The sequence below is a fragment of the Chryseobacterium sp. FW101-FHT12H09 genome (genome assembly GCF_058790395.1).
In genome coordinates, this window is sequence record NZ_JBYTCP010000002.1 from 472,079 (window position 1) to 496,700 (window position 24,622).

A 24,622-nucleotide genomic window follows, 5' to 3' on the forward strand; every position below is an offset into this window, starting at 1 on the left:
TTATATTATTTTGTAGAGATTAATTTTCCGTTTTTGTAAATTTCTGTTTTTTCAACACTTCCATCTTCACGATAATGAACCCTGGTACCATTCCATTGGTCATTGGCAAACTCGGTCTCACGCTGAACTTTTCCCGATGGATAAAGCATTTTCCATTTCCCTGTTGCCACCCCATTTTCATAATAACCAATCTGTTTTACAGACTTTCCATTTTCATAAAAGACTTTGCTTTCACCATTCAGTTTTCCTAACTTATAATTAGAAATTTCAGTAATCGTTCCAGAAGGTGAATAAAAAGTACCTGTTAAACTATTATCATAGACGTTTTTTTCACCATTCCTAAAAGCTTCTTTTGAGGTTAAGACTCCGTTTTTGTCATAATAAGCCCATTCCTTTATTTTGTAGTCTTTTTTGTACTCTCCTTGAGCTTGAATTTTTCCATTTTCATAATAGAAAACAGCATCACCATCAAGCTTTCCCTTTTTCCATTCAGCAACTTCTTTTACCTGTCCATTTTCAAAGAATTGTTTGCAGCTTCCTTCCTGTAGCCCATCTTTATATCCGCATGGTTTTTGTGCAATAGCCAACGAAGATGCAGAAAATAATAAAAGAAAAATGTATTTCATAGATTTTTTTATTTCAAAAATAGTAAAATAGTTATATTTGAAATAAAAAAATATGATATGAAAAATTTACTTATACTAATAACGTTAATGTCTGCTTTTATATTATCAAAGGCACAAAATACATATTATCCACAAGCTTTCTTCGATAAAAAATTAGCTCAGAGTATGATTGGTTTTGGAAATTCTACCATTGAAGGAGTAGCATCCACAAAACAAAAAAACAGTTGGGGATTTAAACCATTGCTTGGGGAAAAACATTATGCTCCTGAAGGAACCGTAGTCATGCTTTTTCCTGTAACTCCATACTTTGAAGAGTTTTACAACATGAGAAAGAAATATGAAAATAGAAAAACAACTGTTTATATGTCCGAAGAAGCGTTTAAATATAGAATAGATGCTTATACAGACGCTCATGGACGGTTTAAATTTGAAAAACTGAAACCAGGCAAATATTATCTGGAAACGATTGTAAACTTTACAGCTACAGCAAATTATCAACAACAAACCGGACAATCAGATGCTTACAATGTTTATGGTGGCTATCTGTACTCCACTCCGATATATCAAACTTTTTTCTATAATTATGCTTCATCAAGTAGAGAAAGTAAATTCGTAGAAATAAAACAAGATGGCGAGTTAAAAGAAATCAACCTTTAAAGGTTGATTTTATTTTTTAGTCCCATAATCTGGTGAACACTCTTTTCGATATTTTGTGCTATTGTTTCCATAGGAATATCATTTTCGTCATTATTGAAAGGATCTTCTATTTCTTCTGCAATAAGTTCCAGACTCATTAAAACGTAATAGACAAAGACTGTAAGAGGGATCATGAATAAGCCAATACTAATTACATAAGCCACAGGCAGTGCCAATACATAAAGTATAATGAATTTCTTCACAAAGGAAGAATAAGAATAGGGGATCGGTGTGTTTTTTATTCTTTCACAACCCCCACATATATCTAGAAAACCGGAAAGTTGAGTGTCGAGAAATACCATTTCTATATCTGAAATTTTACCTTCTTTTTTCAATTGGTTTAATTTGTGGCTAAGGAGAATAACAATTTCACTCGGCCCATGATGTTTAAGAGATTTTTCTATCTCTGAATAATCTTCATCTAATGCGAGTCTTGTAGATTCTTTAGAGAGATGTTTAGCCAGAAAATGAGGAAAAAACTTTAAATACCGTGCTATTTGTTCCGCACTTTGTCTGTCATTTTCAAGAATAAGATTAATTTTTATAGCAAAATTTCTGGTATCATTAACCAGTTTTCCCCATAACTTTCTTCCTTCCCACCATCTGTCATATGCTGTATTGGTTCTGAAAACCAATAATAAAGAGAGTACAAAACCTAGCAGAGAATGAATCATACCCACATTGCTTACCGCTGATTTTGAAGTGAGGTGAAGGTATTCAATTTCCAGATATTCTATCCCATAAGAGTATATCCCAACTACGATCATCGACGGAAAAAGAATTTTCAAAGTATCACTTTTATGTAAACTGAAAAGGATCTTCAGGAAATGTTTGGTGTTGTAGACTCTCATAAATTTAGTTGATGGTACAAATATAATTTTTTTCGATTTATCCTTAGTCTATGCATTATTGATTTATTTTCTTACACAATCCTTCTATTAACAGTACTATTAGGATTTTAAAGAAAATGTAAAAAGTAAAATTTTTATAAATTTCAAAAAAACATTACTTTTATTTCACATTAAATCAGCCAACAAAATGATTCTCGAAAAAGTAGATGTTGTAAATGATATTAGTAAAGAAGATTTTCAGAAAGATTATTTCAGGAAAAAAAAGCCTCTGCTGATCAAAAATTTCGCAAGCCGGTGGGAAGCTTTTGATCAATGGAATCTCGCTTATATTCGTGAAAAAGCGGGAGAACAAGAAGTTCCATTATATGATAATAAACCGGCCAATGCAGCCAAAAGTTCAGATGCTCCGGTTACCCATATGAAAATGAAGGATTATATAGATACTATAAAAAGCAAACCTTCAGATCTCCGTATTTTCTTCTATATTATTACTGACAGACTTCCTGAGCTTTTAAAAAACTTTACCTATCCTGATCTTGGCATAAAATTTTTTAAAAGGCTTCCTACCTTATTTTTTGGAGGAAGCGAGGCTCATGTTTTAATGCATTATGATGTTGATTTGGGAGATTTCATGCATATTCATTTTGAAGGAAAAAAAAGGATATTATTGTTTGATCAGGAGCAGTCTGCTTTTCTTTATAAGGTTCCTTTATCTGTTCATACAGTCTATGATATAGATTATGAAAATCCAGATTATGAGAAATTTCCGGCTTTACAATATGCTAAAGGATATGAGATTTTTATGGAACATGGAGATGCTCTTTTCATACCGGGAGCATTTTGGCATTTTAACAGATATCTTGAACCTGGTTTTTCATTGTCACTCCGAGCACTTCCTAATAAACCAAAGGTTTTTGCAAGTATGCTTTACCATGTTTTTGTTATGAGATATACTGATAAGCTGTTAAGGAAGGTCTTTAAAGCAAAGTGGGTAAATTATAAACAAAAATGGGCTTATGAAAAAAGCACAAAAGCGTTAGAAAAACAGTTGAAGGGAAACAAATAAAATTACTTTCTGCCTGCAGATATTTTCAGCTTATTAATAAGTCCAAAAATAGTAGCGTCTACAAATTTTCCTTTTTCAAAGAAGAAATCACGCATTGTACCTTCTTCATTAAAATCGAGTGACAATAAAAGTTTTTCAGACGAAATATTAGCAGGATCAATGAAAGCTTCTATGCGATGTAAGTTCATTGTTGTAAAAGCAAACGGAATAATGGCCTGTACAGCTTCTTTCATATAGGCTTTTCTCCAGAATTTCGGATTGAGCTCATAGCCAAGTTCGGCTTTAAAATGTTCGCGAAACCAGTTGTGGTAACCACAGGTTCCAATTACTTTTTTTTCGGATTTCAATTCAATAGCCCATCGGAATCCCTTTTTATTTTCAAATTCACTATTGAAATGGTCAATCAGTTTTTCGGCCTCTTCAATTTGAGTAAAGGTTTCTAAATCATAATATTCCATGACAATATCCAAAGAGAAATAGTCAAATAAATCTTTAGCATCCTTATTAGTTAGTTGTCTTAAAATTAACCTTTCAGTTTCTAATATTGGAAAATCCATTACTCAATTTTATTGAAAAATACGATAAAAAATTAATTAGACCAAGGTAGTTTTTGAAAACATTAATCCACAAACAATTTCCTAAGCCTGAATTTATTTTCTAAATTTGACGTTCATTTTTTACTATGGCAAAAACGAAGAAGGAAACTCCATTAATGACTCAGTATAATACCATCAAAGCAAAATATCCTGATGCACTCTTATTATTCCGGGTTGGAGATTTTTATGAAACTTTTGGACAGGATGCGATCCGTGCTTCTCAGGTATTGGGTATTGTTCTGACAAAGAGAGCAAATGGAGAAGGGCATATAGAATTGGCTGGATTTCCGCACCATTCTGTGGATTCTTATCTTCCAAAGCTGGTTAGAGCTGGACTTCGTGTTGCTATTTGTGATCAGTTGGAAGATCCTAAAATGGTAAAGGGAATTGTAAAAAGAGGGGTTACAGAACTGGTTACCCCAGGTGTTACATTTAATGATCAGGTATTAAGTTCGAAGAAAAATAACTTTCTGCTTTCCCTTCATAAAGAAAAAGAAAAATTTGGAATTGCTTTGGTTGATATCTCCACAGGAGAGTTTTTAGTAAGCGAAGGAAATCTGGAAAAGCTTTTACATATTGTCGGGACGTTTGATCCCAGTGAGATTATTTATCAGAGAAGTGTTCAGCTTCCTGATCAGTTTAAGAATAAAAGTGCTTTTAAGCTGGAAGACTGGGCTTTTCAATACAATTTTGCGTATGAGAAATTAACGAATCATTTTAAAACAAATTCTTTAAAAGGGTTTGGTATAGAAAACCTTCCTTTAGCAATTACGGCGGCAGGAGCTATTTTTGCTTATCTGGTTGAAGATACACATCATAATCTACTGGCTCACCTTACAAAAATTAAAGTGATCCCTCAGGATGATTTTCTGATGATGGATAATTTTACATTAAGAAATCTGGAGATTGTGTATCCAAGTAATCCGCAGGGAAAATCGCTATTAGATATTATAGATAAGACATCAACTCCAATGGGAGGGAGACTCTTGAGACGCAGAATTATTCTCCCCCTAAAATCCGTTAGTGAGATCCAAAGAAGATTGTCATTAATTGATTTTTTAAACGAAAATGATGGTTTAAAGTATGAAATTTCACAGTTACTAAAGTCTATTTCTGACTTAGACCGATTAATGGGGAAACTGGCAGCTGAAAAGATCTCACCGAAAGAACTGGGATATCTTCGTCAGAGCTTAGTTAATATTCATACCATCAAAGAGTTACTTCATCCATTTGCAGATGTGCTGGCATGGATAGAACCATTATATGACCTGGATGAGTTGATTAAGTTTTTGCAAAATAGGTTGAATGAAGAACTTCCTGTCAATATTTCGAAAGGAAAAGTGATAAAAGATGGTATTTCTGAAGAATTGGACAGGTTACGAAATCTACAAAGCAAAGGTCGTGGCTTTTTGGATGAGATGTGTCAGAGAGAAATTGAAAGAACAGGAATTACAAGTCTTAAAATTGATTTTAATAATGTATTCGGGTATTTTATTGAAGTTCGGAATACCCATAAAGATAAAGTTCCGGGAGATTGGCTAAGAAAGCAAACCTTAGTGAACGCTGAAAGATATATCACAGAAGAATTAAAAGAATATGAAAGTCAGATTCTTGGAGCTGAAGAGAAGATCAGTGTTTTGGAAAATGAGTTATATAGAAATGTATGCTCTGAAACAATGGTGTATATTGATCAGATACAGGAAAATTCAAATATTATTGCTCAGATCGACGTTGCTGCTGGGTTATCAGAACTAGCCGTGTCTGAAAGTTATACAAGACCGATATTGAATGAAAGTTATGTTGTCGATCTAAAAGAAGCCAGGCATCCCATTATAGAAAATGCGCTCCCATTAGGAGAGAAATATATTCCGAATGATATATTTCTGGATAAAGATTCTCAACAGATCATTATGGTAACCGGACCGAACATGGCCGGTAAATCTGCGATCCTTCGTCAGACAGCAATTGTTTGTCTTCTGGCTCAGATCGGAAGTTTTGTGCCGGCAAAACATGCTGAAATAGGAGTGTTAGATAAGATCTTTACAAGGGTAGGGGCAACAGATAATATTTCTGCTGGAGAATCTACTTTTATGGTTGAAATGAATGAAGCTGCCAATATTCTAAATAATATTTCAGAAAGGAGTTTAATCTTACTGGATGAAATCGGACGTGGTACTTCTACTTATGATGGAGTTTCTATAGCATGGGCTATCGCGGAGTATCTTCATCAACATCCAAGCCAGGCTAAAACCTTATTTGCTACTCATTACCATGAATTGAATGAAATGACGGTTAATTTTGAAAGGGTGAAAAATTTCCATGTTTCGATTCAGGAAAACAAAGGGAACATTATTTTCCTGAGAAAACTTATTCCCGGGGGAAGTGAGCATAGTTTTGGTATCCATGTAGCAAAACTTGCTGGAATGCCCGCAAAAGTAGTGAACAGGGCTAATGAAATTCTAAAAACATTGGAAGCGAGTCGTACCCAGGGAACTTCATCAGAAAGCATAAAAAGAGTAACAGATGAAAATATGCAACTGTCATTCTTCCAGTTAGATGATCCTGTTTTGGAAAATATCCGAGAGGAGCTTACAAAGATTGATATCAATACTTTGACACCTATTGAAGCTTTAATGAAACTAAATTCAATAAAGAAAATGATTGGAGGTTAACTCAAAATAAAAAAAGAAAGCTTTAGCTTTCTTTTTTTATTTTGAGTTATTAACAGCACGCTCCTTTTATGTCACAAACTCCAATATAGGGATCGCCCCCCGGGTTAATGCAAAGGCATTCCATATCACAGCCATTACTATTACCACCATTAATTTCTTTTAGTTCTTTTTTAGATAATTTTCGTTTTAATAAGTCTGATTTTTTCATAGTAATAATATTTAATTTAGTTAAACTAAGGTATATTATTTATTTAATAAATCCAAAAACAGTGAGTAAAACTCTTCTTTAATATAAAAAAAGACACCAAAATATTGGTGTCTTTTCTAGTTTAGAAGAATATATTTGCTTGTTTTTAGCAAGATATTTCTTTTAATTAGCAGCAGTATCCGTCTTGTATACCATAAACGCCACTCAGTTCTTCACCGGTATGGCGATCAAAACAACTGATTACTCTTGGGCAAGCCGGTCCAAAACCACCATTAATTTCCTTCAATTCTTTTTTAGTCAATTTCTTGATTTGAATGCTTGATTTTTTCATAATAAAAACTTTTAATTTGGTTAAACTAAATTACATTTTTAATTCTGATATATCAATTATATGTGAACAGAATTTATGAAAATACCTGAAATTAGGTATATTAATGTGCTGGAAATCATTGACAAATGAAAATTTTCATTAATTTTGAATATGAAGAATTCAATAAGTATTTTATTTCTGTTCTTATGTTTTACCATTTCAAAGGCGCAGCAAATTAATGTTTCCTCTATAAAATATGAAGAGCTGGAAAAGCGTATTCAGCAGGAGAAAGATAAATTGCTTGTTGTCAATTTTTGGTCAACAACCTGTGCCCCTTGCATAAAGGAACTTCCTTATTTCATGGAGGTAAACAATAAGCATAAAGATAATCCAAAATTTAAAATGATCTTGGTTTCTTTGGATAGGGCGGTAGATAAAGAAAAGGTGATTAAATTTATAAAAAATAAAAACCTAACAACGGAAGTCATTTTGTTGGATGATATCAAAAGGATGAATACATGGATACCAAGGTTTGAAAAAGATTGGGATGGTAATATTCCGGTCACTTTATTTTATAAAAACGGCGAGAAAATATTTTTTAATGACGGCGAAATGAGTAAAGATGAGCTGGAGAATACGATTAACAAAAATTTACTTTAAACAAAATACTATGAAAAATTTAAAGATTATCATACTAACTTTCATTATTGGTTTTGGAATGTTGAGTTTTACAACAAGAGATAACGATAAAAAAGGAACAGAGAAACATCCTATTTCTCTATCTAATAAAGGATATGAGGTGGGTGATGAGGCAACAGATTTTAAATTAAAAAACATTGATGGGAAAATGGTTTCCCTAAGTGACTATAAGAACGCAAAAGGCTTTATTGTCATTTTTACTTGTAATCATTGTCCTTATGCTAAAAAATATGAAGACCGGATTATAGAACTCGACAAAAAATATAAAGATCAGGGCTATCCTGTGATTGCTATTAACCCAAATGATCCGAACGTTCAACCTGAAGATGGATACAAGCAAATGATTGAAAGAGCTAAGCAAAAAGGATTTACTTTTCCCTATTTGGTAGATGAGGGACAGAAAATTTATCCTCAGTATGGAGCCACTAAAACACCGCATGTGTTTGTTCTGCAAAAGAATAATGGTAAAAATATTGTCAAATATATCGGAGCTATAGATAATAATTATGACAACCCGAATGACGTTTCAGAATATTACGCTCAGGATGCGGTAAATTCTTTGATAAAAGGAGAGCCTATAAAAATGACAAAAACTGTAGCTATAGGATGCACAGTGAAAGTAAAGAAATAATCATCGATTATATACGTTTACTTACAAAGCGGGCTTTAGCCCGCTTTGTAATATTGATTATACCATATTAAAATATAAAGATTATAATGAAGATAAAATTTAATCTGAAATATCTCTTTCTAACAATTCTGTTGTTTCTGACAGAAGTTTTAATTGCGACCGTATTAAAAGATATTTTCTTTATAAGAGCTTATTTGGGGGATGTTATTGTCGTGATTCTTCTGTATACTTTTATCAAAACTTTCACTATAATTGATGATCAAAAACTTATTGTAGGGATTTTTATCTTTTCTTGTGTTATAGAACTAGCTCAATATTTCAATATTGCAGAAAAAATAGGCTTCCGAAAAGGAAGCCTTATGTATATTGTCATTGGAAATTCATTTTCCTGGATTGATATTGCATGTTATGCAGTCGGATGTTTAATTCTTTATATCATTGTAAAATATAAAAATTATAAACTGCTACTGACTACTCAAGGCTAAATATAAGGGGCTGCCTCATTTTCATTCTCGTCTTGATCCCATTGTTTACCCCAGGAATCCATTTTGTATTAACACTATTGAGGGATTTTAAGAACTCTCTTTTAATAATGTCATTTTCATAGGATTCTATTTTTATATCGGTCATACTGCCATCTGTTTCTATGACGAATGAAGCCACAGCTCTTGCTTTAGTAATGTTAAGACTTGATAGCAGTGAAGTACGAAAAGTGCTTAAAATTTCCTTCACAAATGCCTGATGGCCACCTGGAAACTCAGGGCTCTTATCAGTTGCAGACCCAGCAGGTGAAACGGATTTTGTTATGTTGTTATTGGAAATAGAATCTTTTTGTGCAGAAATGAAAACAACGCAGAAAGCGAGTATAATAAAGGTTAGGTACTTTTTCATATTACCTTCCAAAACTGTCATATTTGTCTTCAGCATATTTGATAAAACGATTCAATAATGCAACGTTTTCTTTTTCCATTGGTGAAAGATCATTGTCTACATTGCCAGATACAGGAATATACCAGTCCGTATGTTCAAAAAAGTTTCTGTATGTTTCTTTTTTAAAAGAATATCCATGTCTTGCAAAAACTGAATTCTTAATGATTTCCATATCCAGCTTTCTTAAGTTTTTAATGTCTTTTTCAGTTAGTTTTTGCTTAGATGCATTAATTTTAAAGATAGCTTCCGTAGCCACTCTGTTTTTTGAGGTGGTATAGCTTTCTGTTTTTCCTGTTTCTTCATCCTTATATTTTTCGACAAAACTTTTGGGATTAGTCCAGTCTACAAGATCAGAATCTTCATCCAACATGAAATTTGGGTTATATACAAAATCCTTTTTTGCTAATCTCAATGTTTTAGAAGATGCTTTTACAGCGGTTTTATTAAAGGCTGTCCATTTTCCAGATAGAGAGTCATTATTTAATTTTACCTCAAATCTTCCATCAGTTTTATCACTTCCAGGTTCGTCTAAAACAAAAGATTTTGTCGCTTCATTAAAAATACCTCTGAACGGACGTTGGTTACCATTTACAATACTTTGTCCATACACACTGTCTTTTGTTATTTTATTTATTTTTAAGGAAATTCTTTTTAAGATACTTCCATCATATTCTGAACCATCACTCTCATCCAGCATTTTTTCCATTCCGGCAAAATCACCAGTATAAATTCCGTAGTATTCTTTATGAATTTCAGGAATGATTACAGAGTCTTTTTTTGCGGTGAGAGAATCTGAAGAAGAGCTGGTGTTTTTCGCATCCTTTTTACAGCTTAGTAAAGAGACTGTCAGTAAAGGGATCAAAGCATAATTTAAAATTTTCATAGTATTTTTTTTGTGATTAAGAATTCAATTAATAAGATATTGGGAATCCAACCCAACCATGCAATAATTTGATAAACATCCATCGGATTGGGGTGAAATAAGTATACAATAATAACTTTCCACATTCGTAAAGTTATAGCAGATAATGTTAACGCAAAACTTCGCCACATCCATTGTTTATGAAGAGTGAATTTTTTCTGTTTTGCAAATTGATAAGCTTTGAAAGTAGTAAACCACCATAAGCTGCCAAGTATGATGAAAGAAATTTTAGATGGAAAACCCCCATTGGCGAATGTCGCCATATAAATTCCGGCAGGAGCAGAGAAGATTAACAGAAGTAAAATATACACTTTGCCAGCATTTCTATGGAAGTTTTTTAAACCGAAATCCCTTCTGAGAATAGCTAAAAAGCCAGATAGTAATACAAAGATACTGGTGTAAACATGGGTGTAAAAAAATGGAAGATATTCAGGTCTGTGCTCTACTTCTGTTTGTTTGATCATTAAAAAACTCACATCTGCTTTTAAAGGAATATATTCCAATGTGATTTGTAACATAAGCCAAAAGAAATATCCGAACCCTAGAATTAAAAGGATTTTTAAAACGGGAAGATATTTTTTCTTGACTAAAAGCATTTTAAGAATTTATTATTATTCAAATTGCATTGTGATAGGTAATTTAAATCTATATTTTACAGGTTTGCCGTTGAGTTCAGCCGGGTTTCATTTAGTTTTTGCCATTGCTTTTATGACACGTTCCACTTCTTTATTCATTGACTTGTTATTGCCCAAAGCTATTTTTTCATTATATACTTTATTTATTTTATATTCAAATCCTGTGCGATAAGCCAAGCCTCACTCCAACAAGCCTGAAAATTGAAACCACCTGTTACCGCATCAATATTTAAAACTTCACCCGCAATATAAAAATTGGGGATGATTTTTGAAGACATATTTTTAAAATTAATCTCTTTTAAATCTACACCTCCTGCGGTTACAAATTCATCTTTAAAGGTTGATTTTCCAGTTACCTGCAATTTCTTTTTGCAAAGATTTTCTAAAATAATCAGCATTTCCTTTCCCGAAATATTAGCAACCTGTTTGTTGAGGTCAACTTTGGAAACTTCCAGAACTTTCTGCCAGAATCTATTCGTAATATCAAAGATCTTGGATTGACCAATTGTTTTTTTAGGATTACTTTGTCTGAAGTTTTGAAATAATGCTTCAGCTTCATCCATTGTTTTTGAAATAAAGTTGGCTTCAATTTCAAAATTATATTTAACCAAAGCTAAATCTATAGCTTCCCAAGCAGAAATTTTCAGAATTGCGGGACCCGAAAGGCCCCAATGTGTGATCAATAATGGGCCGCTTTCTTCCGTTTTCAATTTTGGAATAGAAATTTCTGCATTTTCAAAGCTTGTTCCTGCGAGATCTTTTAGTAAATCATTCTTAATATTGAATGTAAAAAGCGAAGGAACAAGACTGATGATTTTATGTCCTAAATTCTCAATAATTTTCAATGACTTTGGAGAACTTCCGGTGGTATAAATAATATAATCTGCTTCAAAGTCTTCCGAATTGGTTTTAACAATATATTTTTCTTCTTCCTTTAGAATTTCCTTTACAACGCATTTTGTTTTTACCTCAATGTTCTTTTTTTGAATTTCATTAAGGAAGGTGTTAATAATCGTTTGTGAAGAATTACTCTCTGGAAAGATCCTGTTGTCATTTTCTATTTTCAACGAAATATTTCGTTGATCGAACCATTCCATTGTGTCGCCCGGTTGAAATTTGGTAAAAACGCTTAGAAGTTCTTTATTTCCACGAGGGTAGAACTGAACCAGTTCTCTTGGATCAAAACAGGCATGACTTACATTACAACGACCTCCTCCGGATATTTTTACTTTCTGAAGGACATCTGAATTCTGTTCAAGAATAATAACTTTATATTTTGTTTCGTCGAGGTTTGATGCACAAAAAAAGCCTGCTGCACCACCACCAATAATGATAATTTTTTTCATGTATATGTAATCCTATGCTGAAGATTATTTTTCCAAAAGTACAATTTTTATAAACCATCTTATTTGAGTATTTTTGATGATTATAATTTTATCATTCTAAATACGATTTTCAAATGACATTCTACCATACCTTCGAAGTGCGTTGGAGCGATCTTGATGCCAACAAACATTTAGCAAATTCATCTTATGTGCAGTATTGTGCACAAACCCGAATGGCTTTTATGACAAAAGAAAAAATGGGAGTTACCCAATTAAGCAGATGGGGAATCGGACCTGTTATGCTGCATGAAAGATATTCTTTCTTTAAAGAGATCTATGCCGATCAGACCGTAATTGTAAGTTTGGAAATAGATGGGTGCTCAGAAGATTCTTCTATCTACCGTTTTCTTCATAAATTCTACACGCCGGACGGGGTGCATTGTGCAACATCGGAGGCTACAGGAGTATGGATTGATATGATGTTAAGAAAAATGACCACGCCGCCGGATGACATTGTAGAAGCAATGAATAAATACAAAACTGCCGATACGCAAATTTTAACAAGAGAGGATTTTAAGAAATTCCCTTTTCATGCGGAAAATATTGACCCAACAGAGTTTAACAAATAAAAGATAATTTGTAAATGATAATAGGTAGAATAGTATCGAACATCATTTATCAATTATCCGTCATCACTTATAAATAAAGATATGTTTGAAGATAAATCTCAGGAACTGACACCGATCTCTAAATTAGGAGAATTTGGACTGATTAAACACCTTACGGAACATTTTCCTCTGTCCAATGAATCTTCGGAGCTTGGAGTAGGGGATGATGCAGCAGTTATTAATCCGGGTAACAAAAAAGTAGTACTTACTACAGATGTTTTAGCTGAGGGAGTTCACTTTAATTTGGGATATGTTCCATTAAAACATTTGGGATATAAGGCAGTTGTTGTTAATCTTAGTGATATTGCTGCGATGAACGCTACACCAACTCAAATATTAGTTTCCCTGGCAGTTTCAAACCGTTTTCCGGTTGAAGCTCTGGAAGAACTTTACTCCGGAATCCAAGCAGCTTGCTCACGTTATAAAGTGGATTTAATAGGTGGAGATACCACAAGCTCAAATGCAGGATTAGTAATGAGCATTACAGCTGTTGGAATAGAAGATGAAGAAAACCTGATAAAAAGAAGTACAGCAAAAGCAAATGATCTACTTGTTGTAAGTGGAGATTTAGGAGGCGCTTATATGGGGCTTCAAATTTTGGAAAGAGAGCATGCTGTTTTCTTAGCAGATCCAAATATGCAACCTGAAATGGAAGGCTTTGACTACATTTTAGAAAGACAATTAAAGCCAGAAGCAAGAACAGATGTAAAATCGATCTTGAAAGAACTGGATATCAAACCTACTTCTATGATCGATATATCTGATGGATTGGCTTCTGAAATTTTGCACCTTTCTGATCAGTCGAAGGTTGGATTCAGATTATACGAAGAGAAGATTCCTATGGATAGCCTCACAATTTCTACAGCAGATGAAATGAATTTAAATCCTGTAATGACGGCATTAAGTGGTGGTGAAGATTATGAATTGCTGTTCACAATTTCACCTAATGATTTTGATAAAATTAAAAACCATCCCGACTTTACCATTATAGGGCATGCTGTAGAAAAAGAAGAAGGGAACTTTATGGTAGCAAGAGGATCAAATCAGTTAGTTTCTCTGACAGCACAGGGGTGGGATGCTTTTTTAGGCAACCAGCAAGAAGAATAGATTAGATTTAATTTTTAAATATTGTAAAAGCCACTGCAACCTTGCGGTGGTTTTTTGTTCACTGTCATTGCGAGGAGCAAAACGACGAAGCAATCTCTTTAGTATAAATCGAAAGGAAAGGAAAATCTTACTCATCACACATTTATTTCAACTCATCCTAAGATATAAGCACTTAATCAAGTAATTTTTGCCCAGGGCAACGAAAGGGCTCTCTTTGTGAAAATTTTAAATTATGAAGAAAGGTCTTTTGACGGTCTTTTATGGTCTTGCTCACCTGAGTTGTTGGGTTAATGCTCAATCTGGAATTTCCGGAGAAGTAAAAACGGAATATATTCCACACTCCAGCTATATCCGTCCGGAGGATAGCGTGAAAACAAATTCTAAAAGTGATTTTAAGAAAATGGATGTAAGTTTCAATATTCCATTATCTATGAAGAAAACAGATGATGGAAAAGTGAAAGCCTGGTCATTATTGGTGAATGGATCCTATGCTAAGATGTCCCACAAGAACTACGAAAGTAGTTTGTTTCCGGATCAGATGCTGAATGCACAAATTGGATTACAGCATTTGAGACCATTAGGAGGGAAATGGAGCATGATGATTACTGCTTCGGCAGGAGTTTATACCGATCTGGAAAATGTAAATTTTGATGATGTATTGGGTCAGGGAGGAATATTATTTATAAAGAACTTTAGTCCAAATCTAGCTCTCGGTGCAGGACCGGTATTAACTACTGCGTTCGGAGTACCTATGATTATGCCGTGGATTTATTTCGATTGGAAGACAGGAAGTAAAATCAAGTTTAAGATTAACTTCCCGGAAGGTTTGGAAGCGGGTTATCAGTTCACAGATAAATTTGCTTTAAAAGGGGTGGTAGAAATGAATGGGATGACCGTAGAAAGAAATAAAGGCGGAAAATCTACTTTATTGGGATATCAGCAGATAACCGCAGGTTTAAGACCTGAGTTACAGATCAGCAAAAACTTAAGCTTACGGCTTACCGGAGGAACAGCATTATTAAGAAGTTTCAACGAAAACGATCGTAAGATAAAAAGTATATTTAAAACTAAAAAGATGGAAGATCCGCGTTTCGCCAGTACCTTTTATATGGCATTTTCGTTACGCTGGAATCTGCCATAATTTTATTTGCTGATGAGCTTCTTATAAACAACCTGATTTAGTAATTCTTCTTTTCGGGTTCTGGAAATAGGGAGCTCAATTTTATTAATGTACAATCTGCCTCCCGAGATCATTTCAATATGGGTGATATTAATCAGAAAAGATTTATGAATTCTAAAAAAATGCTCTGGAGAAAGAGATTCTTCAATGGCTTTCATTGTTTGATGAATAACAAGAGATTTATCTTTAAAATGAAGCTTAGTATAGTTCTGCATGCTCTCTATGTATAAGATATCTACCCAGGAGACCTTAATGAAGGTATCAGATTGACGGACATATAAAAAAGGATCATCCAATTGGAGGTTCTTTTTTGATTTTTCAGATAGAATAAATTGTTGATGGGCTTTATTTACCGCCTGATAAAAGCGATTGAAAGCAATGGGTTTCAAAAGATAATCTACCACCTGAAGTCTGTAACCTTCTAGAGCATATTCAGAATAAGCCGTTGTAAGAATACATAAGGGAGGATTTTCCAATTGTTCCAAAAACTCAAGTCCGGTTAAATAAGGCATATTAATATCCAGAAAGATCAGATCAATTTGATTATCCTGTACTTTATAATTTGCTTCTAATGCTGTGGCACAGGTGTCTGCAACTTCTAAAAAGTCAATCTGATCTGCCATATCCTTAAGGTAAAACCTTGCTAAAGGTTCATCATCGATTATTAAACATTTCATTTTAGGAAGGTTATTGTTCATCATTATCTATAGATAATTTTAAGGTTAGAGAAACTTTGTACACATTATCATCAGATTCAATCTTTAGGATATGAGAATCCGGATACTGAAGACGCAATCTTTTTTGTACATTCTGAAGACCTATTCCATGAGCACCATCTTTCTTTTTGTAGGTACTGAGATTGGAATAAGAATTTTCAACATAAAAAAACAGGGTATTATTTTCTTCTTTACATGAAATAATAATGTATCCTTTATGTCCTGGTAGGCGGCATACATATTTAAAAGCATTTTCTATAAAAGTAACGAGTAGAAGGGGAGCAATAAAGGCTTTCTGATTGTTGAGTTGCCAAGTAGCTTTTACATCCAGCTCATTTCCCCAGCGTAGTTTTTCTACTTCAACTAAATCCTGAAGGTATTGAATCTCCTGATTGAGTATGACTTGATTTTTGTTACAATGATATAATTGATAACGCAGAATATCAGAAAACTTAAACAGAAGAAAAGAAGCCAGCTCTGTATTTGTTTTCATTAAAATATGAATGTGATTAAGGATATTAAATACCAAATGTGGGTTAATCTGATCCTGCAACAGTTTAAGCTGGTTTTCTAAATGTGCCTGTTGCAACAGAATGTGGTCACGTTCTATTTTCCCATGTTCCAGATAAAATCTGATACCACAAGCAGTCCCATTAATTAAAAGCGATGCCGGAATCGACAGATAAAAACCCTTCCATAATACGGAAAGATGTGATAAAACCCCTGGTGGAATAGGAGTAATGGCATTAATATTAATGTAGGTAAAGACAAGTGAAAATATAAAGCTCAATAATAGAATGACAATGAGCGCCTCTATTAAAAACTGATTCATATTCTTAGATATTAATGCTTTGGGAAGACGTTTGTTCGTTAAAAAATGAGCAAAAATATAAGAGCTTATCAGAATGATAGAAGTCTGAAGAAAAGCATTATACATGCCGACATCAGCTTGGATCTGTATCCAGATAGCTATGCCGAAAACCATCCAAAAAATAGTTATTAATACATGTTTTTTTAAAACTAGGGGAGTTGTCATAGTTAAAAAGGTGGATTTATAAAAAATTAGAAACCGCAAGACTGCAGTTTCTAATGTGTAAAGGTAATTTAAGTTTTTAGAACAGGAAATATCCAATGCCCAGAGAGAAACTATGTGGCTTTGATTTGAACTCCTTACTGATGCTTGTCAGCCCTGTTTCATATCTCAGATCCACGGTAAAGTTTTTATAATCGACACCAATTCCTCCTGTAATTCCAACATTGAATTTATCGAATTTTTTTAATCCTTCATGCAGAGCTTTTGATGTAGAGATATTCTCATTAAATGCATAACTGTAGACCCCACCGGCAAATGCTCTAACATTAAAATCTTTAGAATTTACAATTTTATAACCAACTACGATAGGAACATCAATTGAATTCCATTTCAATTTAGGTGAGCTTCCTTCTTTCAGGTCATAGGATGTTTTTCTCTTATTGAATACTGCTTCCCCCTGTAAATATAAACGGTTGAAATCTACTCTTGTCATAATCCCAGCCTGATATCCTAATCCATATTTTCCCGTAAGGTCCGAAGATTCTGTGGATGTTTTTGTAAAGTTGGTTCCCGCTTTGACTCCGATGTGTATAGCTGGAGTTTGCTGTGCGTTGGTTTCCACGGAGCAAGTAATGCAAAGTAATAATGAGCTTACTGCTAAAAAACGTTGTTTCATAAAAATAAATGTTATTAAATCTGATGCAAAACAACGGATGTCAGAGATGAGATGAAATTTTATTTGATGAACGGTGGAGATGTTAGGATAAAAAGGAATTTATATTTAAAGAGTGAAACCAACACTAAAGAAAGTGCACTTAACACAGTCGGTATAAGGAAAATAAAAAATCGGAAAAATATTTCCGATTGGTTATCATTAAAAAGGTTCTTCTTCACAAATCATTCCTGGAGGGCATCCGCCACCAGGGTTACCTCCTCCTCCTGGACTTCCAACACTTACACAACTTCCTGGGTTTCCGTCATCAGGCATTTCACATGCTTTTCCGTAAGTACACTCACAGTCGGTCCAGCAATAAGCAGAGTCGCCATTACTATGACAGCCATTGATTCCACTTCCCAGAATTGTTGACAGATCTTTTCTTAAAAGTTTTTTCATGATAATTTGATTTTTAATGGTTTTGTTTAATAAATATAAAGAAAACGATTGAATTAGAATGGGTTGTGCTTTATGAGAATCGATTTTAACTTGTAATTGATCTGATACTAGATTACTTAGTAGAATACAAATGCCTTTAATAAACCTAAAGAAAAAAGCCACAGCAATTGCTATGGTTTCTCGTTTTTTATGTAATAGTTAAAATTGTTTTTCATAGTTGAAGGTTTAGCTCCAACTAAGATACAGTTTATTTTTTATTACTCACATTGTAGAGAAGTAAAAACTCAGAAGTATTATACTTGTAATAGGTTATCTGTTAGATTGTTATAGTTGTAGGAGGTATTGGTAATGTTCCACCAATACAAAAACCCCTGTATAAACAGAGGCTTTTGTATCTATAGTATATTACTGATTATTTTTTAACAATATTAATAATCACTTCAGTAGCTTTTTCCATACTTTCTAATGCAACGTATTCGTAAGGTCCGTGGAAATTGATACCTCCAGCAAAAATATTAGGACATGGAAGACCCATATAAGACAATTGCGCACCATCTGTTCCTCCTCTGATCGCTTTAATCTTAGGTTCGATATTCGCTTCTTTCATTGCTTCAGCAGCCTGGTCAATAATATGCATTTTACCATCGAACTGCTGCTTCATGTTACGGTACTGTTCTTTAATTTCTACTTCAGCAGTTCCCTCACCATGTTTCTGATTAAATTCAGCCACTTTCTGTTCCATGAATTTCTTTCTGGCTTCAAATTTTTCTTCATTATGATCCCGGATGATATACTGAAGTTTTGCCTCAGAGATATCTGCAGTAATATCCATTAAATGATAAAACCCATCAAATCCTTTTGTTGTAGAAGGTGTTTCATTTGCTGGAAGAGATTGTGCAAACTCAGCAGCCAGAAGACTTGCGTTCACCATTTTTCCATATGCATAACCAGGGTGAACACTTAATCCGTGTATTTTTACCACAGCTCCGGCAGCGTTAAAGTTTTCATATTCCAATTCTCCAACTTCTCCACCATCCATCGTGTAAGCCCACTCAGCACCGAACTTTGCAACATCAAATTTATGAGCTCCTCTTCCGATTTCTTCATCAGGAGTGAAGCCAATAGCAATTCTTCCGTGTTTGATTTCCGGATGAGCAATCAGATATTCCGCAGCAGTTACAATTTCTGCACAGCCAGCTTTATCATCAGCTCCAAGAAGGGTATTCCCATCTGTAGTGATCAAAGTCTGACCAATATATTTTTTTAAACTTTCAAATTTTGAAGAGGATAAAGTAAATCCTGTTGTCTGATTAAGAAGCAGATCTCCACCGTCATAATTTTCCCAGACCTGAGGCTTTACATTTTCTCCATTAAAGTCCGGTGAAGTATCATAATGCGAGATAAATCCAATAGTAGGAGTATTATCATTTTCAAGATTGGAAGGAACATAACCCATAATGTATCCATTATCATCAATAGAAACATTCTCCAAACCTATTGTTTTTAATTCTTCAACGATATATTTTGCAATGTCCCACTGCTGGGGAGTTGAAGGTGTAGCTTCACTTTCTGCATCGCTGGTTGAATATATTTTTACATAGTTAAGAAAACGATTCAATAACTTCTCTCTCCATAATTGGCTGAATTCTATAGTACTCATTAGATAATATAAATTTTAACAAAGTTAGCAAATTTGATGCTCACAACACCTTATTTGCAATTGAATATCAATTATTGAAATTATGAATCAGATATAAATAATTGAAAATCAAAATTATGTTAGCTTTGTATCTATCGTAGATAAACTTGTTTAGTTTTATTATATTTGAGAAAATCTAAAGTGAAAATGTTTCTTACTGAATGTCCTAGAGATGCCATGCAAGGTTGGGGAGAATTTATTCCCACAAATAAAAAAATAGATTACATCAATTCGCTAATGGAAGTGGGTTTTGATGTGCTGGATAGTCTGAGTTTTGTCTCTCCTAAAGCAATTCCACAGATGGCCGATTCTGATGAGGTTGCTGAAAACATTGACAAATCCTTATCGAATACAAAAATTTCTGCAATTATCGGAAATTATAGAGGAGCTGAAAAAGCTTTGAAACACCAGTCTGTAGATATTCTTGGATTTCCCTTTTCTATTTCTGAAACATTCCAACATAGAAATACAAACAAAAACCAGGAAGAGGCTTTTAATGATGTTGTTAAAATGCTGGAATTGGTAAAAACCGAAAATAAGGAATTGAATATTTATTTTTCAATGGCTTTTGGTAATCCGTATGGAGAAATGTGGAAGGTCGAAGATGTGGAATTCTGGGCACAAAGATTTTCTGACATTGGAATTAAAAATATCTTATTATCTGATACGACAGGTGTTGCAACATCAGAAACAATTGCTCTTTTATTCGAAAGGATACCGGTAAAACATCCGGAAATTCATTTCGGAGGGCATTTTCATAATCGTTACGAAGATTCTTATTCAAAACTGAAAGCAGCATATGATAAAGGTTGTAGAAGGTTTGATAGCGCGATAAAAGGAATTGGAGGATGTCCTATGGCGGAAGATGATCTGGTTGGAAATATGCCAACAGAGCAAGTCATTAATTTTATGAGCGTTGAAAAAGTAGATCACAATCTGAATCTTTTAAACTTTGAGAGCTCATATAATATAGCGAAAGATATTTTTCATTTTTAAAAATATAAAAATCAATAAGAGTGGGTTTAAGCCCGCTTTTAATAATTAAATTTAAATCAGATGTCTCCTATAATTTCAACTTCAGAACTAAAAGAAAATTTCCAAAACAAAAACCTCATTATCCTTGATGCAAGGGTAGGAAAGGACGTTTACCAAAACTACCTTGAGAAGCATATTAAAGGAGCAAGATTTATTAATTTAGATAAAGACCTTGCTGAAATTGGAGATGATGCTGCATTTGGTGGAAGACATCCGCTTCCAGGTGTTGAAAAGTTTAGCCAAACCTTATCTGACTTAGGAATTTCAGAAAATGCCCATATTGTTGTGTATGATGATAAAAACGGATCCAACGCTGCAGCGAGAGCCTGGTGGATGTTGCGGTCTTTTGGATTAGATCATGTTCAGGTACTAGATGGAGGTTTTCAAGCCGCTGAAAAAGAAGGACTGGAATTTACATCAGGTGAAGAAGTTTTTGAGAAAGCTTCTATTATTAAAAAAGAAAGATGGCTTCTTCCTACTTCAAGTTTGGAAAATGTTGAAAATGAACTAGTAAACAATTCTTCAACGGTGATTGATGTTAGGGATGCTTACCGGTATAAAGGAGAATCTGAACCTATAGATTTGGTAGCCGGACATATTCCGGGAGCAATTAATATTCCTTTTTCTGAAAATCTTGATGAAAACGGGAAATTCTTAAATCCTGAAATTTTAAAGGAGAAATATTTAAAATTGCTGAAAGACAAGCCTGAGAATTTAATCATTCATTGTGGTTCTGGAGTTACAGCCTGTCATACGATTTTAGCCTTGGAATATGCTGGTTTACAGATTCCTAACTTATATGTAGGATCGTGGAGCGAGTGGAGCAGAAGAGAAGGGAAAGAAATAGCGAAAGATATTTAAAACAAAAAAACCGCAGAATTTCTGCGGTTTTTTATATTGTATTTTAATGATTAAAGCATTCCTAATTCGAATTTGGCTTCTTCACTCATCATATCCTTATTCCAGCTAGGTTCAAAAGTAAGTTCTAAATCAACGCTTTTTACTTCTTCTACCGCCTGAACTTTATCCTTTACTTCTTGTGGAAGGGATTCTGCAACAGGACAGTTTGGTGTAGTAAGGGTCATAATGATTTTCACATCACCATCCTCAGAAATCTGTACATCGTAAACAAGTCCTAACTCGTAAATATCCACAGGGATTTCAGGGTCATATACGGATTTTAGTACTCTTATAATTTCTTCTCCTATATCAGCAATTTGATCGTCTGTAAATTTCATTTTTTAATCTAGATTGATATTTCTTTTCAATAAATCTTCCTGACGCATACGCCGGAAAATATTTGCCAAAGTTAAGACATCTTTTTCACAATAGTCAACTATTCTTTGCAAGTCTTTTTCTATGTAGTAGATTGATGAAACCATTGAACCATCGATGTCATCTTTTGGAGTGGGAATTCCAAAAACATGAGCTAATAACTCTAAGGAAATAAAGCTTTTATAATCTCCGAATTTCCAGAGTTCCATTGTATCAATATGAGGGATTTCCCACGGTTTTTTTCCAAACATCTGAAACGGAACTGGAGGTTGAATTCCATTAATTAAAAAGCGCCTCGCGATCCATGGAAAATCAAACTCCTTCCCATTATGGGCACAAAGAATTACATCCCGAAGTCTTGGACTATTAAATATTTCTCCGAATTCCACAAGAAGCTTTTTTTCGTCGTGATCGGCAAAACTTTTAATTTTCAGGGTATTATTCTTTTCGACCATTCCAATTGTAATACAAATGATCTTACCAAATTCAGCCATAATACCTGCTCTTTCAGGATAGAATTCTTCCGCTGAAGTTTCATCTTTCCGTTGAAATCTTGTTTTTTTGTCCCAAAGCTTTTGATCTGTTTCTGATAGGTCATCCCATGATCCTGCATTCGGAACGGTTTCAATATCAAGGAATAAGATCTTTTCTAATTGAATGTGTTGTATCATAAGTATTTTGTGTTTTTAGCCAACCTGCATGCCGTTTTTTACGGGCAATGATGGAGCCAGGAGAGTGACGTCACTTTTATCTTCTCCATATACACCCAATACCAAACATTCACTGAAAAAATTAGCAATCTGCTTTTTTGGAAAGTTTACAACCGCTAAAATCTGTTTTCCTATTAGCTCTTCTTTTTTGTATAGCGTTGTAATCTGAGCAGAGGATTTTTTAATGCCAAGATCTCCAAAATCAATATCTAACTGGTAAGAGGGGTTTCTGGCTTTTTCAAAATCATTAACGGAAATAATGGTTCCGCATCTTATATCTATTTTTTCGAAATCTCCCCAGGATATTTCTGGCTTTATAATCATGATAATTGGTTAATTAACTGTTCTACTTCTATTTTCTGTTCTGCATATTTTTTCTGAAGCTCTGAACCTTCACCCATTCTTTTATAATACTCTAAAGCTTTATTGGCGAAAAATTTTTTATGAAAATCTGAAACCTCAGGGATTTGTGGGAAAACTTTGTGAAAAAGCATTTCAGAATAGGCCTGAAACTCTCTTTCGTTTTTATCTTCAATAAAATTACCGGGGGCTTTTTGTCTCACATGAAGCATTTCATGGGCGACCATATTAAGAACAAGATTCAAATCAAAATCAAATAAATTTCTGGGAATCATTACTTTTTGCGGTTGTCCGAGTTGTCCCTCAGCGGTCAAAAGCATTGAGTTGGGAGATAACTCTTCCCGGAAATCAAATCCTGCAAAGTTTTCATGTTCCAAATTAAAAGAATGAATCAGATAGTTAGCTGCATCTATAATCTGATTGTGTTCTTTGTAGGCATCAAGATGTAGATTGATTTGTTCAAAGTTCATTCAAAATATGTTTTTAACAAATGTATTAAAATAATAGAAATTACATTTGAATTACAATCTTTCCCTTGGTACCATGGGTTTCGATCGCCTGATGTGCTTCTGCTATTTTTTCAATTGGAAAAATTTTATCTACATGCACTTTAAGTTTATTTTCATCTAATAGGTTTGCAATAATCTGCAACTGCTCTTTTTTAAAATTAAGCATGGTCCACATTAGATCAACATTTCGTTTTTGGGCAAGCTCTATAGCTTTCGGATCATCTTTGGTATAGGAAGGAAGACACACAAGTCTTCCACCAGGCTTCACACAATTGATCGATCTATATAAAACGTCCCCACCCATTGTATCCAATGCTTCATCCAGGTCAGATACTTTTTCTTCAAACCTCTCATTTTTATAATCAATTGGAAGATCAACACCAAGGGCTTTAATGAAGTCAATATTTTTACCTGAAGAAGTTCCGCTTACAAATGCACCCCCTATTTTAGCAAACTGTACTGCCAGATGTCCAACGCCTCCTGCGGCGGATTGAATTAAAATTTGGTCTCCAGAGGAAACTTTTAAATGATCATGAATTGCCTGATAAGCAGTAAGACCAGCTAATGATACTGCTGCAGCTTCTTCAAAACTGATTCTTTCTGGTTTTTTGACAATAACGTCAGGGCTTAAGGCTACATATTCAGCATAGGTTTGACTGGCAAGTCCAAAAACGGCATCTCCCACTTGAAACTCCAGAACATTTTTGCCAACTTTTTCAATAACCCCACTTATATCTTTTCCCAGAATTACGGGTAATTGCAATGTTTTAGAGGTAATATGACTTCCAGATCTTATTTTGGTGTCCACAGGATTTATTCCAAACGCTTTTACCTTTACTAAAACCTGATCATCTTTTATTTGAGGTTTTTCTGTATCTACTATTTCAAGTTTGTCAGCTCCTCCAAATTCTTTTATAATGATTGCTTTCATAATTTTTTTTATGATGCTTAATGATGATCTAATATAAGGATTTTATTGATCTTATCTGTGTAAGTCATGTTGGATTCAATAAACACGATTCTGTTTCTGTATTAATTATTTAATGAAG

General features: G+C 33.9%; 30 protein-coding genes. 11 read left to right on the plus strand and 19 right to left on the minus strand.

The window, feature by feature from the left end; genetic code table 11:
• Nucleotides 1-5: 5 nt before the first annotated feature.
• Nucleotides 6-626 carry a toxin-antitoxin system YwqK family antitoxin gene (locus tag AC3WRL_RS07910; RefSeq protein ID WP_492330062.1) on the minus strand — a complete coding sequence of 207 codons (621 nt, stop codon included), beginning with the start codon at nt 624-626 and terminating at the stop codon, nt 6-8.
• A 57-nt stretch (nt 627-683) separates the two neighbouring features.
• On the opposite strand from AC3WRL_RS07910, the gene AC3WRL_RS07915 reads away from it, so the two are divergent.
• Nucleotides 684-1,283 (plus strand): hypothetical protein, encoded by a 600-nt coding sequence (locus tag AC3WRL_RS07915; protein WP_214830143.1) that lies wholly within the window; start codon nt 684-686, stop codon nt 1,281-1,283.
• Here AC3WRL_RS07915 and AC3WRL_RS07920 read toward each other — a convergent pair.
• Nucleotides 1,280-2,173, minus strand: coding sequence for a bestrophin family protein (locus tag AC3WRL_RS07920; protein WP_214830145.1), 894 nt, complete (start codon nt 2,171-2,173; stop codon nt 1,280-1,282). The genes AC3WRL_RS07915 and AC3WRL_RS07920 overlap by 4 nt on opposite strands.
• 187 nt (nt 2,174-2,360) lie before the next feature.
• Between AC3WRL_RS07920 and AC3WRL_RS07925 the strand changes: the two genes are divergently transcribed.
• A complete protein-coding gene (locus AC3WRL_RS07925) occupies nt 2,361-3,239 on the plus strand; it encodes a cupin-like domain-containing protein (protein WP_214830147.1) in 879 nt (292 codons plus the stop codon).
• 2 nt (nt 3,240-3,241) lie between these two features.
• Here AC3WRL_RS07925 and AC3WRL_RS07930 read toward each other — a convergent pair whose 3' ends face one another.
• Nucleotides 3,242-3,796, minus strand: coding sequence for a GNAT family N-acetyltransferase (locus AC3WRL_RS07930; protein ID WP_492330063.1), 555 nt, complete (start codon nt 3,794-3,796; stop codon nt 3,242-3,244).
• 125 nt (nt 3,797-3,921) lie between these two features.
• On the opposite strand from AC3WRL_RS07930, the gene mutS reads away from it, so the two are divergent.
• A complete protein-coding gene (mutS, locus tag AC3WRL_RS07935) occupies nt 3,922-6,507 on the plus strand; it encodes a DNA mismatch repair protein MutS (RefSeq protein ID WP_214830153.1) in 2,586 nt (861 codons plus the stop codon).
• 49 nt (nt 6,508-6,556) lie between these two features.
• On the opposite strand, the gene AC3WRL_RS07940 is transcribed toward mutS, so the two are convergent.
• Nucleotides 6,557-6,715 (minus strand): bacteriocin, encoded by a 159-nt coding sequence (locus tag AC3WRL_RS07940; RefSeq protein WP_214830155.1) that lies wholly within the window; start codon nt 6,713-6,715, stop codon nt 6,557-6,559.
• A gap of 166 nt (nt 6,716-6,881) precedes the next feature.
• Nucleotides 6,882-7,046 (minus strand): class IIb bacteriocin, lactobin A/cerein 7B family, encoded by a 165-nt coding sequence (locus tag AC3WRL_RS07945; RefSeq protein ID WP_214830157.1) that lies wholly within the window; start codon nt 7,044-7,046, stop codon nt 6,882-6,884.
• Between the two features lie 150 nt (nt 7,047-7,196).
• On the opposite strand from AC3WRL_RS07945, the gene AC3WRL_RS07950 reads away from it, so the two are divergent.
• From AC3WRL_RS07950 to AC3WRL_RS07960, 3 genes are all read left to right on the plus strand, one after another.
• Nucleotides 7,197-7,685: a TlpA disulfide reductase family protein gene (locus AC3WRL_RS07950; RefSeq protein ID WP_214830159.1), complete on the plus strand. Its 489-nt coding sequence runs from the start codon at nt 7,197-7,199 to the stop codon at nt 7,683-7,685.
• A 10-nt stretch (nt 7,686-7,695) separates the two neighbouring features.
• A complete protein-coding gene (locus AC3WRL_RS07955) occupies nt 7,696-8,355 on the plus strand; it encodes a thioredoxin family protein (protein ID WP_261510613.1) in 660 nt (219 codons plus the stop codon).
• Between the two features lie 86 nt (nt 8,356-8,441).
• Nucleotides 8,442-8,840 (plus strand): ribosomal maturation YjgA family protein, encoded by a 399-nt coding sequence (locus tag AC3WRL_RS07960; RefSeq protein ID WP_261510615.1) that lies wholly within the window; start codon nt 8,442-8,444, stop codon nt 8,838-8,840.
• Here the strand turns inward: AC3WRL_RS07960 and AC3WRL_RS07965 are convergent.
• From AC3WRL_RS07965 to AC3WRL_RS07980, 4 genes are all read right to left on the minus strand, one after another.
• Complete coding sequence (locus tag AC3WRL_RS07965; protein ID WP_492330064.1) at nt 8,827-9,246, minus strand: hypothetical protein; 420 nt, start codon at nt 9,244-9,246, stop codon at nt 8,827-8,829. The genes AC3WRL_RS07960 and AC3WRL_RS07965 overlap by 14 nt on opposite strands.
• Before the next feature lies 1 nt (nt 9,247).
• Nucleotides 9,248-10,168, minus strand: a complete 921-nt coding sequence (locus tag AC3WRL_RS07970; RefSeq protein WP_214830167.1) for a YARHG domain-containing protein — start codon at nt 10,166-10,168, stop codon at nt 9,248-9,250.
• Complete coding sequence (locus AC3WRL_RS07975) at nt 10,165-10,803, minus strand: DUF2306 domain-containing protein (RefSeq protein WP_492330065.1); 639 nt, start codon at nt 10,801-10,803, stop codon at nt 10,165-10,167. The genes AC3WRL_RS07970 and AC3WRL_RS07975 overlap by 4 nt, the downstream gene beginning before the upstream one ends.
• A 182-nt stretch (nt 10,804-10,985) precedes the next feature.
• Nucleotides 10,986-12,188, minus strand: a complete 1,203-nt coding sequence (locus AC3WRL_RS07980; RefSeq protein ID WP_214830171.1) for a BaiN/RdsA family NAD(P)/FAD-dependent oxidoreductase — start codon at nt 12,186-12,188, stop codon at nt 10,986-10,988.
• A 113-nt stretch (nt 12,189-12,301) separates the two neighbouring features.
• Here AC3WRL_RS07980 and AC3WRL_RS07985 point away from each other — a divergent pair, with 113 nt between their 5' ends.
• The 3 genes from AC3WRL_RS07985 to AC3WRL_RS07995 all read left to right on the plus strand — a co-directional run bounded on the left by AC3WRL_RS07985 (nt 12,302) and on the right by AC3WRL_RS07995 (nt 15,083).
• The gene (locus AC3WRL_RS07985; protein WP_214830172.1) at nt 12,302-12,796 is read left to right on the plus strand and encodes an acyl-CoA thioesterase; all 495 of its coding nucleotides are present in this window, start codon (nt 12,302-12,304) and stop codon (nt 12,794-12,796) included.
• An 81-nt stretch (nt 12,797-12,877) separates the two neighbouring features.
• A complete protein-coding gene (gene thiL, locus AC3WRL_RS07990) occupies nt 12,878-13,942 on the plus strand; it encodes a thiamine-phosphate kinase (RefSeq protein WP_214830174.1) in 1,065 nt (354 codons plus the stop codon).
• Between the two features lie 232 nt (nt 13,943-14,174).
• Nucleotides 14,175-15,083: a DUF6268 family outer membrane beta-barrel protein gene (locus AC3WRL_RS07995; protein WP_492330066.1), complete on the plus strand. Its 909-nt coding sequence runs from the start codon at nt 14,175-14,177 to the stop codon at nt 15,081-15,083.
• A gap of 2 nt (nt 15,084-15,085) precedes the next feature.
• Here the strand turns inward: AC3WRL_RS07995 and AC3WRL_RS08000 are convergent, their stop codons facing one another.
• From AC3WRL_RS08000 to pepT, 5 genes are all read right to left on the minus strand, one after another.
• On the minus strand, nt 15,086-15,820 hold the full coding sequence (locus tag AC3WRL_RS08000) for a LytR/AlgR family response regulator transcription factor (RefSeq protein ID WP_492330249.1): 735 nt from the start codon (nt 15,818-15,820) through the stop codon (nt 15,086-15,088).
• Nucleotides 15,810-16,823, minus strand: a complete 1,014-nt coding sequence (locus tag AC3WRL_RS08005; RefSeq protein ID WP_251040569.1) for a sensor histidine kinase — start codon at nt 16,821-16,823, stop codon at nt 15,810-15,812. Before AC3WRL_RS08005 ends, AC3WRL_RS08000 begins: the two co-directional genes overlap by 11 nt.
• 127 nt (nt 16,824-16,950) lie before the next feature.
• A complete protein-coding gene (locus AC3WRL_RS08010) occupies nt 16,951-17,547 on the minus strand; it encodes a porin family protein (RefSeq protein WP_214830182.1) in 597 nt (198 codons plus the stop codon).
• Between the two features lie 198 nt (nt 17,548-17,745).
• Nucleotides 17,746-17,985: a hypothetical protein gene (locus tag AC3WRL_RS08015; RefSeq protein WP_214830184.1), complete on the minus strand. Its 240-nt coding sequence runs from the start codon at nt 17,983-17,985 to the stop codon at nt 17,746-17,748.
• 412 nt (nt 17,986-18,397) lie between these two features.
• On the minus strand, nt 18,398-19,645 hold the full coding sequence (pepT, locus tag AC3WRL_RS08020) for a peptidase T (RefSeq protein ID WP_492330067.1): 1,248 nt from the start codon (nt 19,643-19,645) through the stop codon (nt 18,398-18,400).
• A 186-nt stretch (nt 19,646-19,831) separates the two neighbouring features.
• Here pepT and AC3WRL_RS08025 point away from each other — a divergent pair, with 186 nt between their 5' ends.
• Both AC3WRL_RS08025 and AC3WRL_RS08030 read left to right on the plus strand, forming a co-directional pair.
• Nucleotides 19,832-20,680, plus strand: a complete 849-nt coding sequence (locus tag AC3WRL_RS08025) for a hydroxymethylglutaryl-CoA lyase (protein WP_492330068.1) — start codon at nt 19,832-19,834, stop codon at nt 20,678-20,680.
• Nucleotides 20,681-20,740: 60 nt separating this feature from the next.
• Nucleotides 20,741-21,580: a sulfurtransferase gene (locus AC3WRL_RS08030; protein WP_261510628.1), complete on the plus strand. Its 840-nt coding sequence runs from the start codon at nt 20,741-20,743 to the stop codon at nt 21,578-21,580.
• Between the two features lie 50 nt (nt 21,581-21,630).
• Here AC3WRL_RS08030 and AC3WRL_RS08035 read toward each other — a convergent pair whose 3' ends face one another.
• The 5 genes from AC3WRL_RS08035 to AC3WRL_RS08055 are packed head-to-tail and all read right to left on the minus strand — an operon-like array spanning nt 21,631 to nt 24,504.
• Entirely contained in the window at nt 21,631-21,957 is a 327-nt protein-coding gene (locus tag AC3WRL_RS08035; protein WP_214830192.1) for an SUF system Fe-S cluster assembly protein, read from the minus strand.
• Nucleotides 21,958-21,960: 3 nt separating this feature from the next.
• Complete coding sequence (locus tag AC3WRL_RS08040; RefSeq protein WP_214830194.1) at nt 21,961-22,665, minus strand: 3'-5' exonuclease; 705 nt, start codon at nt 22,663-22,665, stop codon at nt 21,961-21,963.
• A 15-nt stretch (nt 22,666-22,680) separates the two neighbouring features.
• Complete coding sequence (locus AC3WRL_RS08045; RefSeq protein ID WP_214830196.1) at nt 22,681-23,028, minus strand: tRNA-binding protein; 348 nt, start codon at nt 23,026-23,028, stop codon at nt 22,681-22,683.
• Entirely contained in the window at nt 23,025-23,534 is a 510-nt protein-coding gene (locus tag AC3WRL_RS08050; protein ID WP_214830197.1) for a hypothetical protein, read from the minus strand. The genes AC3WRL_RS08045 and AC3WRL_RS08050 overlap by 4 nt, the downstream gene beginning before the upstream one ends.
• A 40-nt stretch (nt 23,535-23,574) precedes the next feature.
• Entirely contained in the window at nt 23,575-24,504 is a 930-nt protein-coding gene (locus AC3WRL_RS08055; protein ID WP_261510631.1) for an NADP-dependent oxidoreductase, read from the minus strand.
• Nucleotides 24,505-24,622: the final 118 nt, after the last annotated feature.

What these genes read in the sequence shown, in the direction of transcription:
- AC3WRL_RS07945 (WP_214830157.1), bottom strand. Translation starts at nt 7,046, where the DNA reads ATGAAAAAATCAAGCATTCAAATCAAGAAATTGACTAAAAAAGAATTG.
- AC3WRL_RS08040 (WP_214830194.1), bottom strand. Translation starts at nt 22,665, where the DNA reads ATGATACAACACATTCAATTAGAAAAGATCTTATTCCTTGATATTGAA.
- AC3WRL_RS07980 (WP_214830171.1), bottom strand. Translation starts at nt 12,188, where the DNA reads ATGAAAAAAATTATCATTATTGGTGGTGGTGCAGCAGGCTTTTTTTGT.
- AC3WRL_RS08045 (WP_214830196.1), bottom strand. Translation starts at nt 23,028, where the DNA reads ATGATTATAAAGCCAGAAATATCCTGGGGAGATTTCGAAAAAATAGAT.
- AC3WRL_RS07925 (WP_214830147.1), top strand. Translation starts at nt 2,361, where the DNA reads ATGATTCTCGAAAAAGTAGATGTTGTAAATGATATTAGTAAAGAAGAT.
- AC3WRL_RS07965 (WP_492330064.1), bottom strand. Translation starts at nt 9,246, where the DNA reads ATGAAAAAGTACCTAACCTTTATTATACTCGCTTTCTGCGTTGTTTTC.
- AC3WRL_RS07910 (WP_492330062.1), bottom strand. Translation starts at nt 626, where the DNA reads ATGAAATACATTTTTCTTTTATTATTTTCTGCATCTTCGTTGGCTATT.
- mutS (WP_214830153.1), top strand. Translation starts at nt 3,922, where the DNA reads ATGGCAAAAACGAAGAAGGAAACTCCATTAATGACTCAGTATAATACC.
- AC3WRL_RS07950 (WP_214830159.1), top strand. Translation starts at nt 7,197, where the DNA reads ATGAAGAATTCAATAAGTATTTTATTTCTGTTCTTATGTTTTACCATT.
- AC3WRL_RS08025 (WP_492330068.1), top strand. Translation starts at nt 19,832, where the DNA reads ATGTTTCTTACTGAATGTCCTAGAGATGCCATGCAAGGTTGGGGAGAA.
- AC3WRL_RS08010 (WP_214830182.1), bottom strand. Translation starts at nt 17,547, where the DNA reads ATGAAACAACGTTTTTTAGCAGTAAGCTCATTATTACTTTGCATTACT.
- AC3WRL_RS08035 (WP_214830192.1), bottom strand. Translation starts at nt 21,957, where the DNA reads ATGAAATTTACAGACGATCAAATTGCTGATATAGGAGAAGAAATTATA.
- AC3WRL_RS08030 (WP_261510628.1), top strand. Translation starts at nt 20,741, where the DNA reads ATGTCTCCTATAATTTCAACTTCAGAACTAAAAGAAAATTTCCAAAAC.
- AC3WRL_RS07920 (WP_214830145.1), bottom strand. Translation starts at nt 2,173, where the DNA reads ATGAGAGTCTACAACACCAAACATTTCCTGAAGATCCTTTTCAGTTTA.
- pepT (WP_492330067.1), bottom strand. Translation starts at nt 19,645, where the DNA reads ATGAGTACTATAGAATTCAGCCAATTATGGAGAGAGAAGTTATTGAAT.
- AC3WRL_RS07930 (WP_492330063.1), bottom strand. Translation starts at nt 3,796, where the DNA reads ATGGATTTTCCAATATTAGAAACTGAAAGGTTAATTTTAAGACAACTA.
- AC3WRL_RS08050 (WP_214830197.1), bottom strand. Translation starts at nt 23,534, where the DNA reads ATGAACTTTGAACAAATCAATCTACATCTTGATGCCTACAAAGAACAC.
- AC3WRL_RS07960 (WP_261510615.1), top strand. Translation starts at nt 8,442, where the DNA reads ATGAAGATAAAATTTAATCTGAAATATCTCTTTCTAACAATTCTGTTG.
- AC3WRL_RS07940 (WP_214830155.1), bottom strand. Translation starts at nt 6,715, where the DNA reads ATGAAAAAATCAGACTTATTAAAACGAAAATTATCTAAAAAAGAACTA.
- AC3WRL_RS07995 (WP_492330066.1), top strand. Translation starts at nt 14,175, where the DNA reads ATGAAGAAAGGTCTTTTGACGGTCTTTTATGGTCTTGCTCACCTGAGT.
- AC3WRL_RS08055 (WP_261510631.1), bottom strand. Translation starts at nt 24,504, where the DNA reads ATGAAAGCAATCATTATAAAAGAATTTGGAGGAGCTGACAAACTTGAA.
- thiL (WP_214830174.1), top strand. Translation starts at nt 12,878, where the DNA reads ATGTTTGAAGATAAATCTCAGGAACTGACACCGATCTCTAAATTAGGA.
- AC3WRL_RS07970 (WP_214830167.1), bottom strand. Translation starts at nt 10,168, where the DNA reads ATGAAAATTTTAAATTATGCTTTGATCCCTTTACTGACAGTCTCTTTA.
- AC3WRL_RS07955 (WP_261510613.1), top strand. Translation starts at nt 7,696, where the DNA reads ATGAAAAATTTAAAGATTATCATACTAACTTTCATTATTGGTTTTGGA.
- AC3WRL_RS08015 (WP_214830184.1), bottom strand. Translation starts at nt 17,985, where the DNA reads ATGAAAAAACTTTTAAGAAAAGATCTGTCAACAATTCTGGGAAGTGGA.
- AC3WRL_RS07915 (WP_214830143.1), top strand. Translation starts at nt 684, where the DNA reads ATGAAAAATTTACTTATACTAATAACGTTAATGTCTGCTTTTATATTA.
- AC3WRL_RS07975 (WP_492330065.1), bottom strand. Translation starts at nt 10,803, where the DNA reads ATGCTTTTAGTCAAGAAAAAATATCTTCCCGTTTTAAAAATCCTTTTA.
- AC3WRL_RS08005 (WP_251040569.1), bottom strand. Translation starts at nt 16,823, where the DNA reads ATGGTTTTCGGCATAGCTATCTGGATACAGATCCAAGCTGATGTCGGC.
- AC3WRL_RS07985 (WP_214830172.1), top strand. Translation starts at nt 12,302, where the DNA reads ATGACATTCTACCATACCTTCGAAGTGCGTTGGAGCGATCTTGATGCC.
- AC3WRL_RS08000 (WP_492330249.1), bottom strand. Translation starts at nt 15,820, where the DNA reads ATGAACAATAACCTTCCTAAAATGAAATGTTTAATAATCGATGATGAA.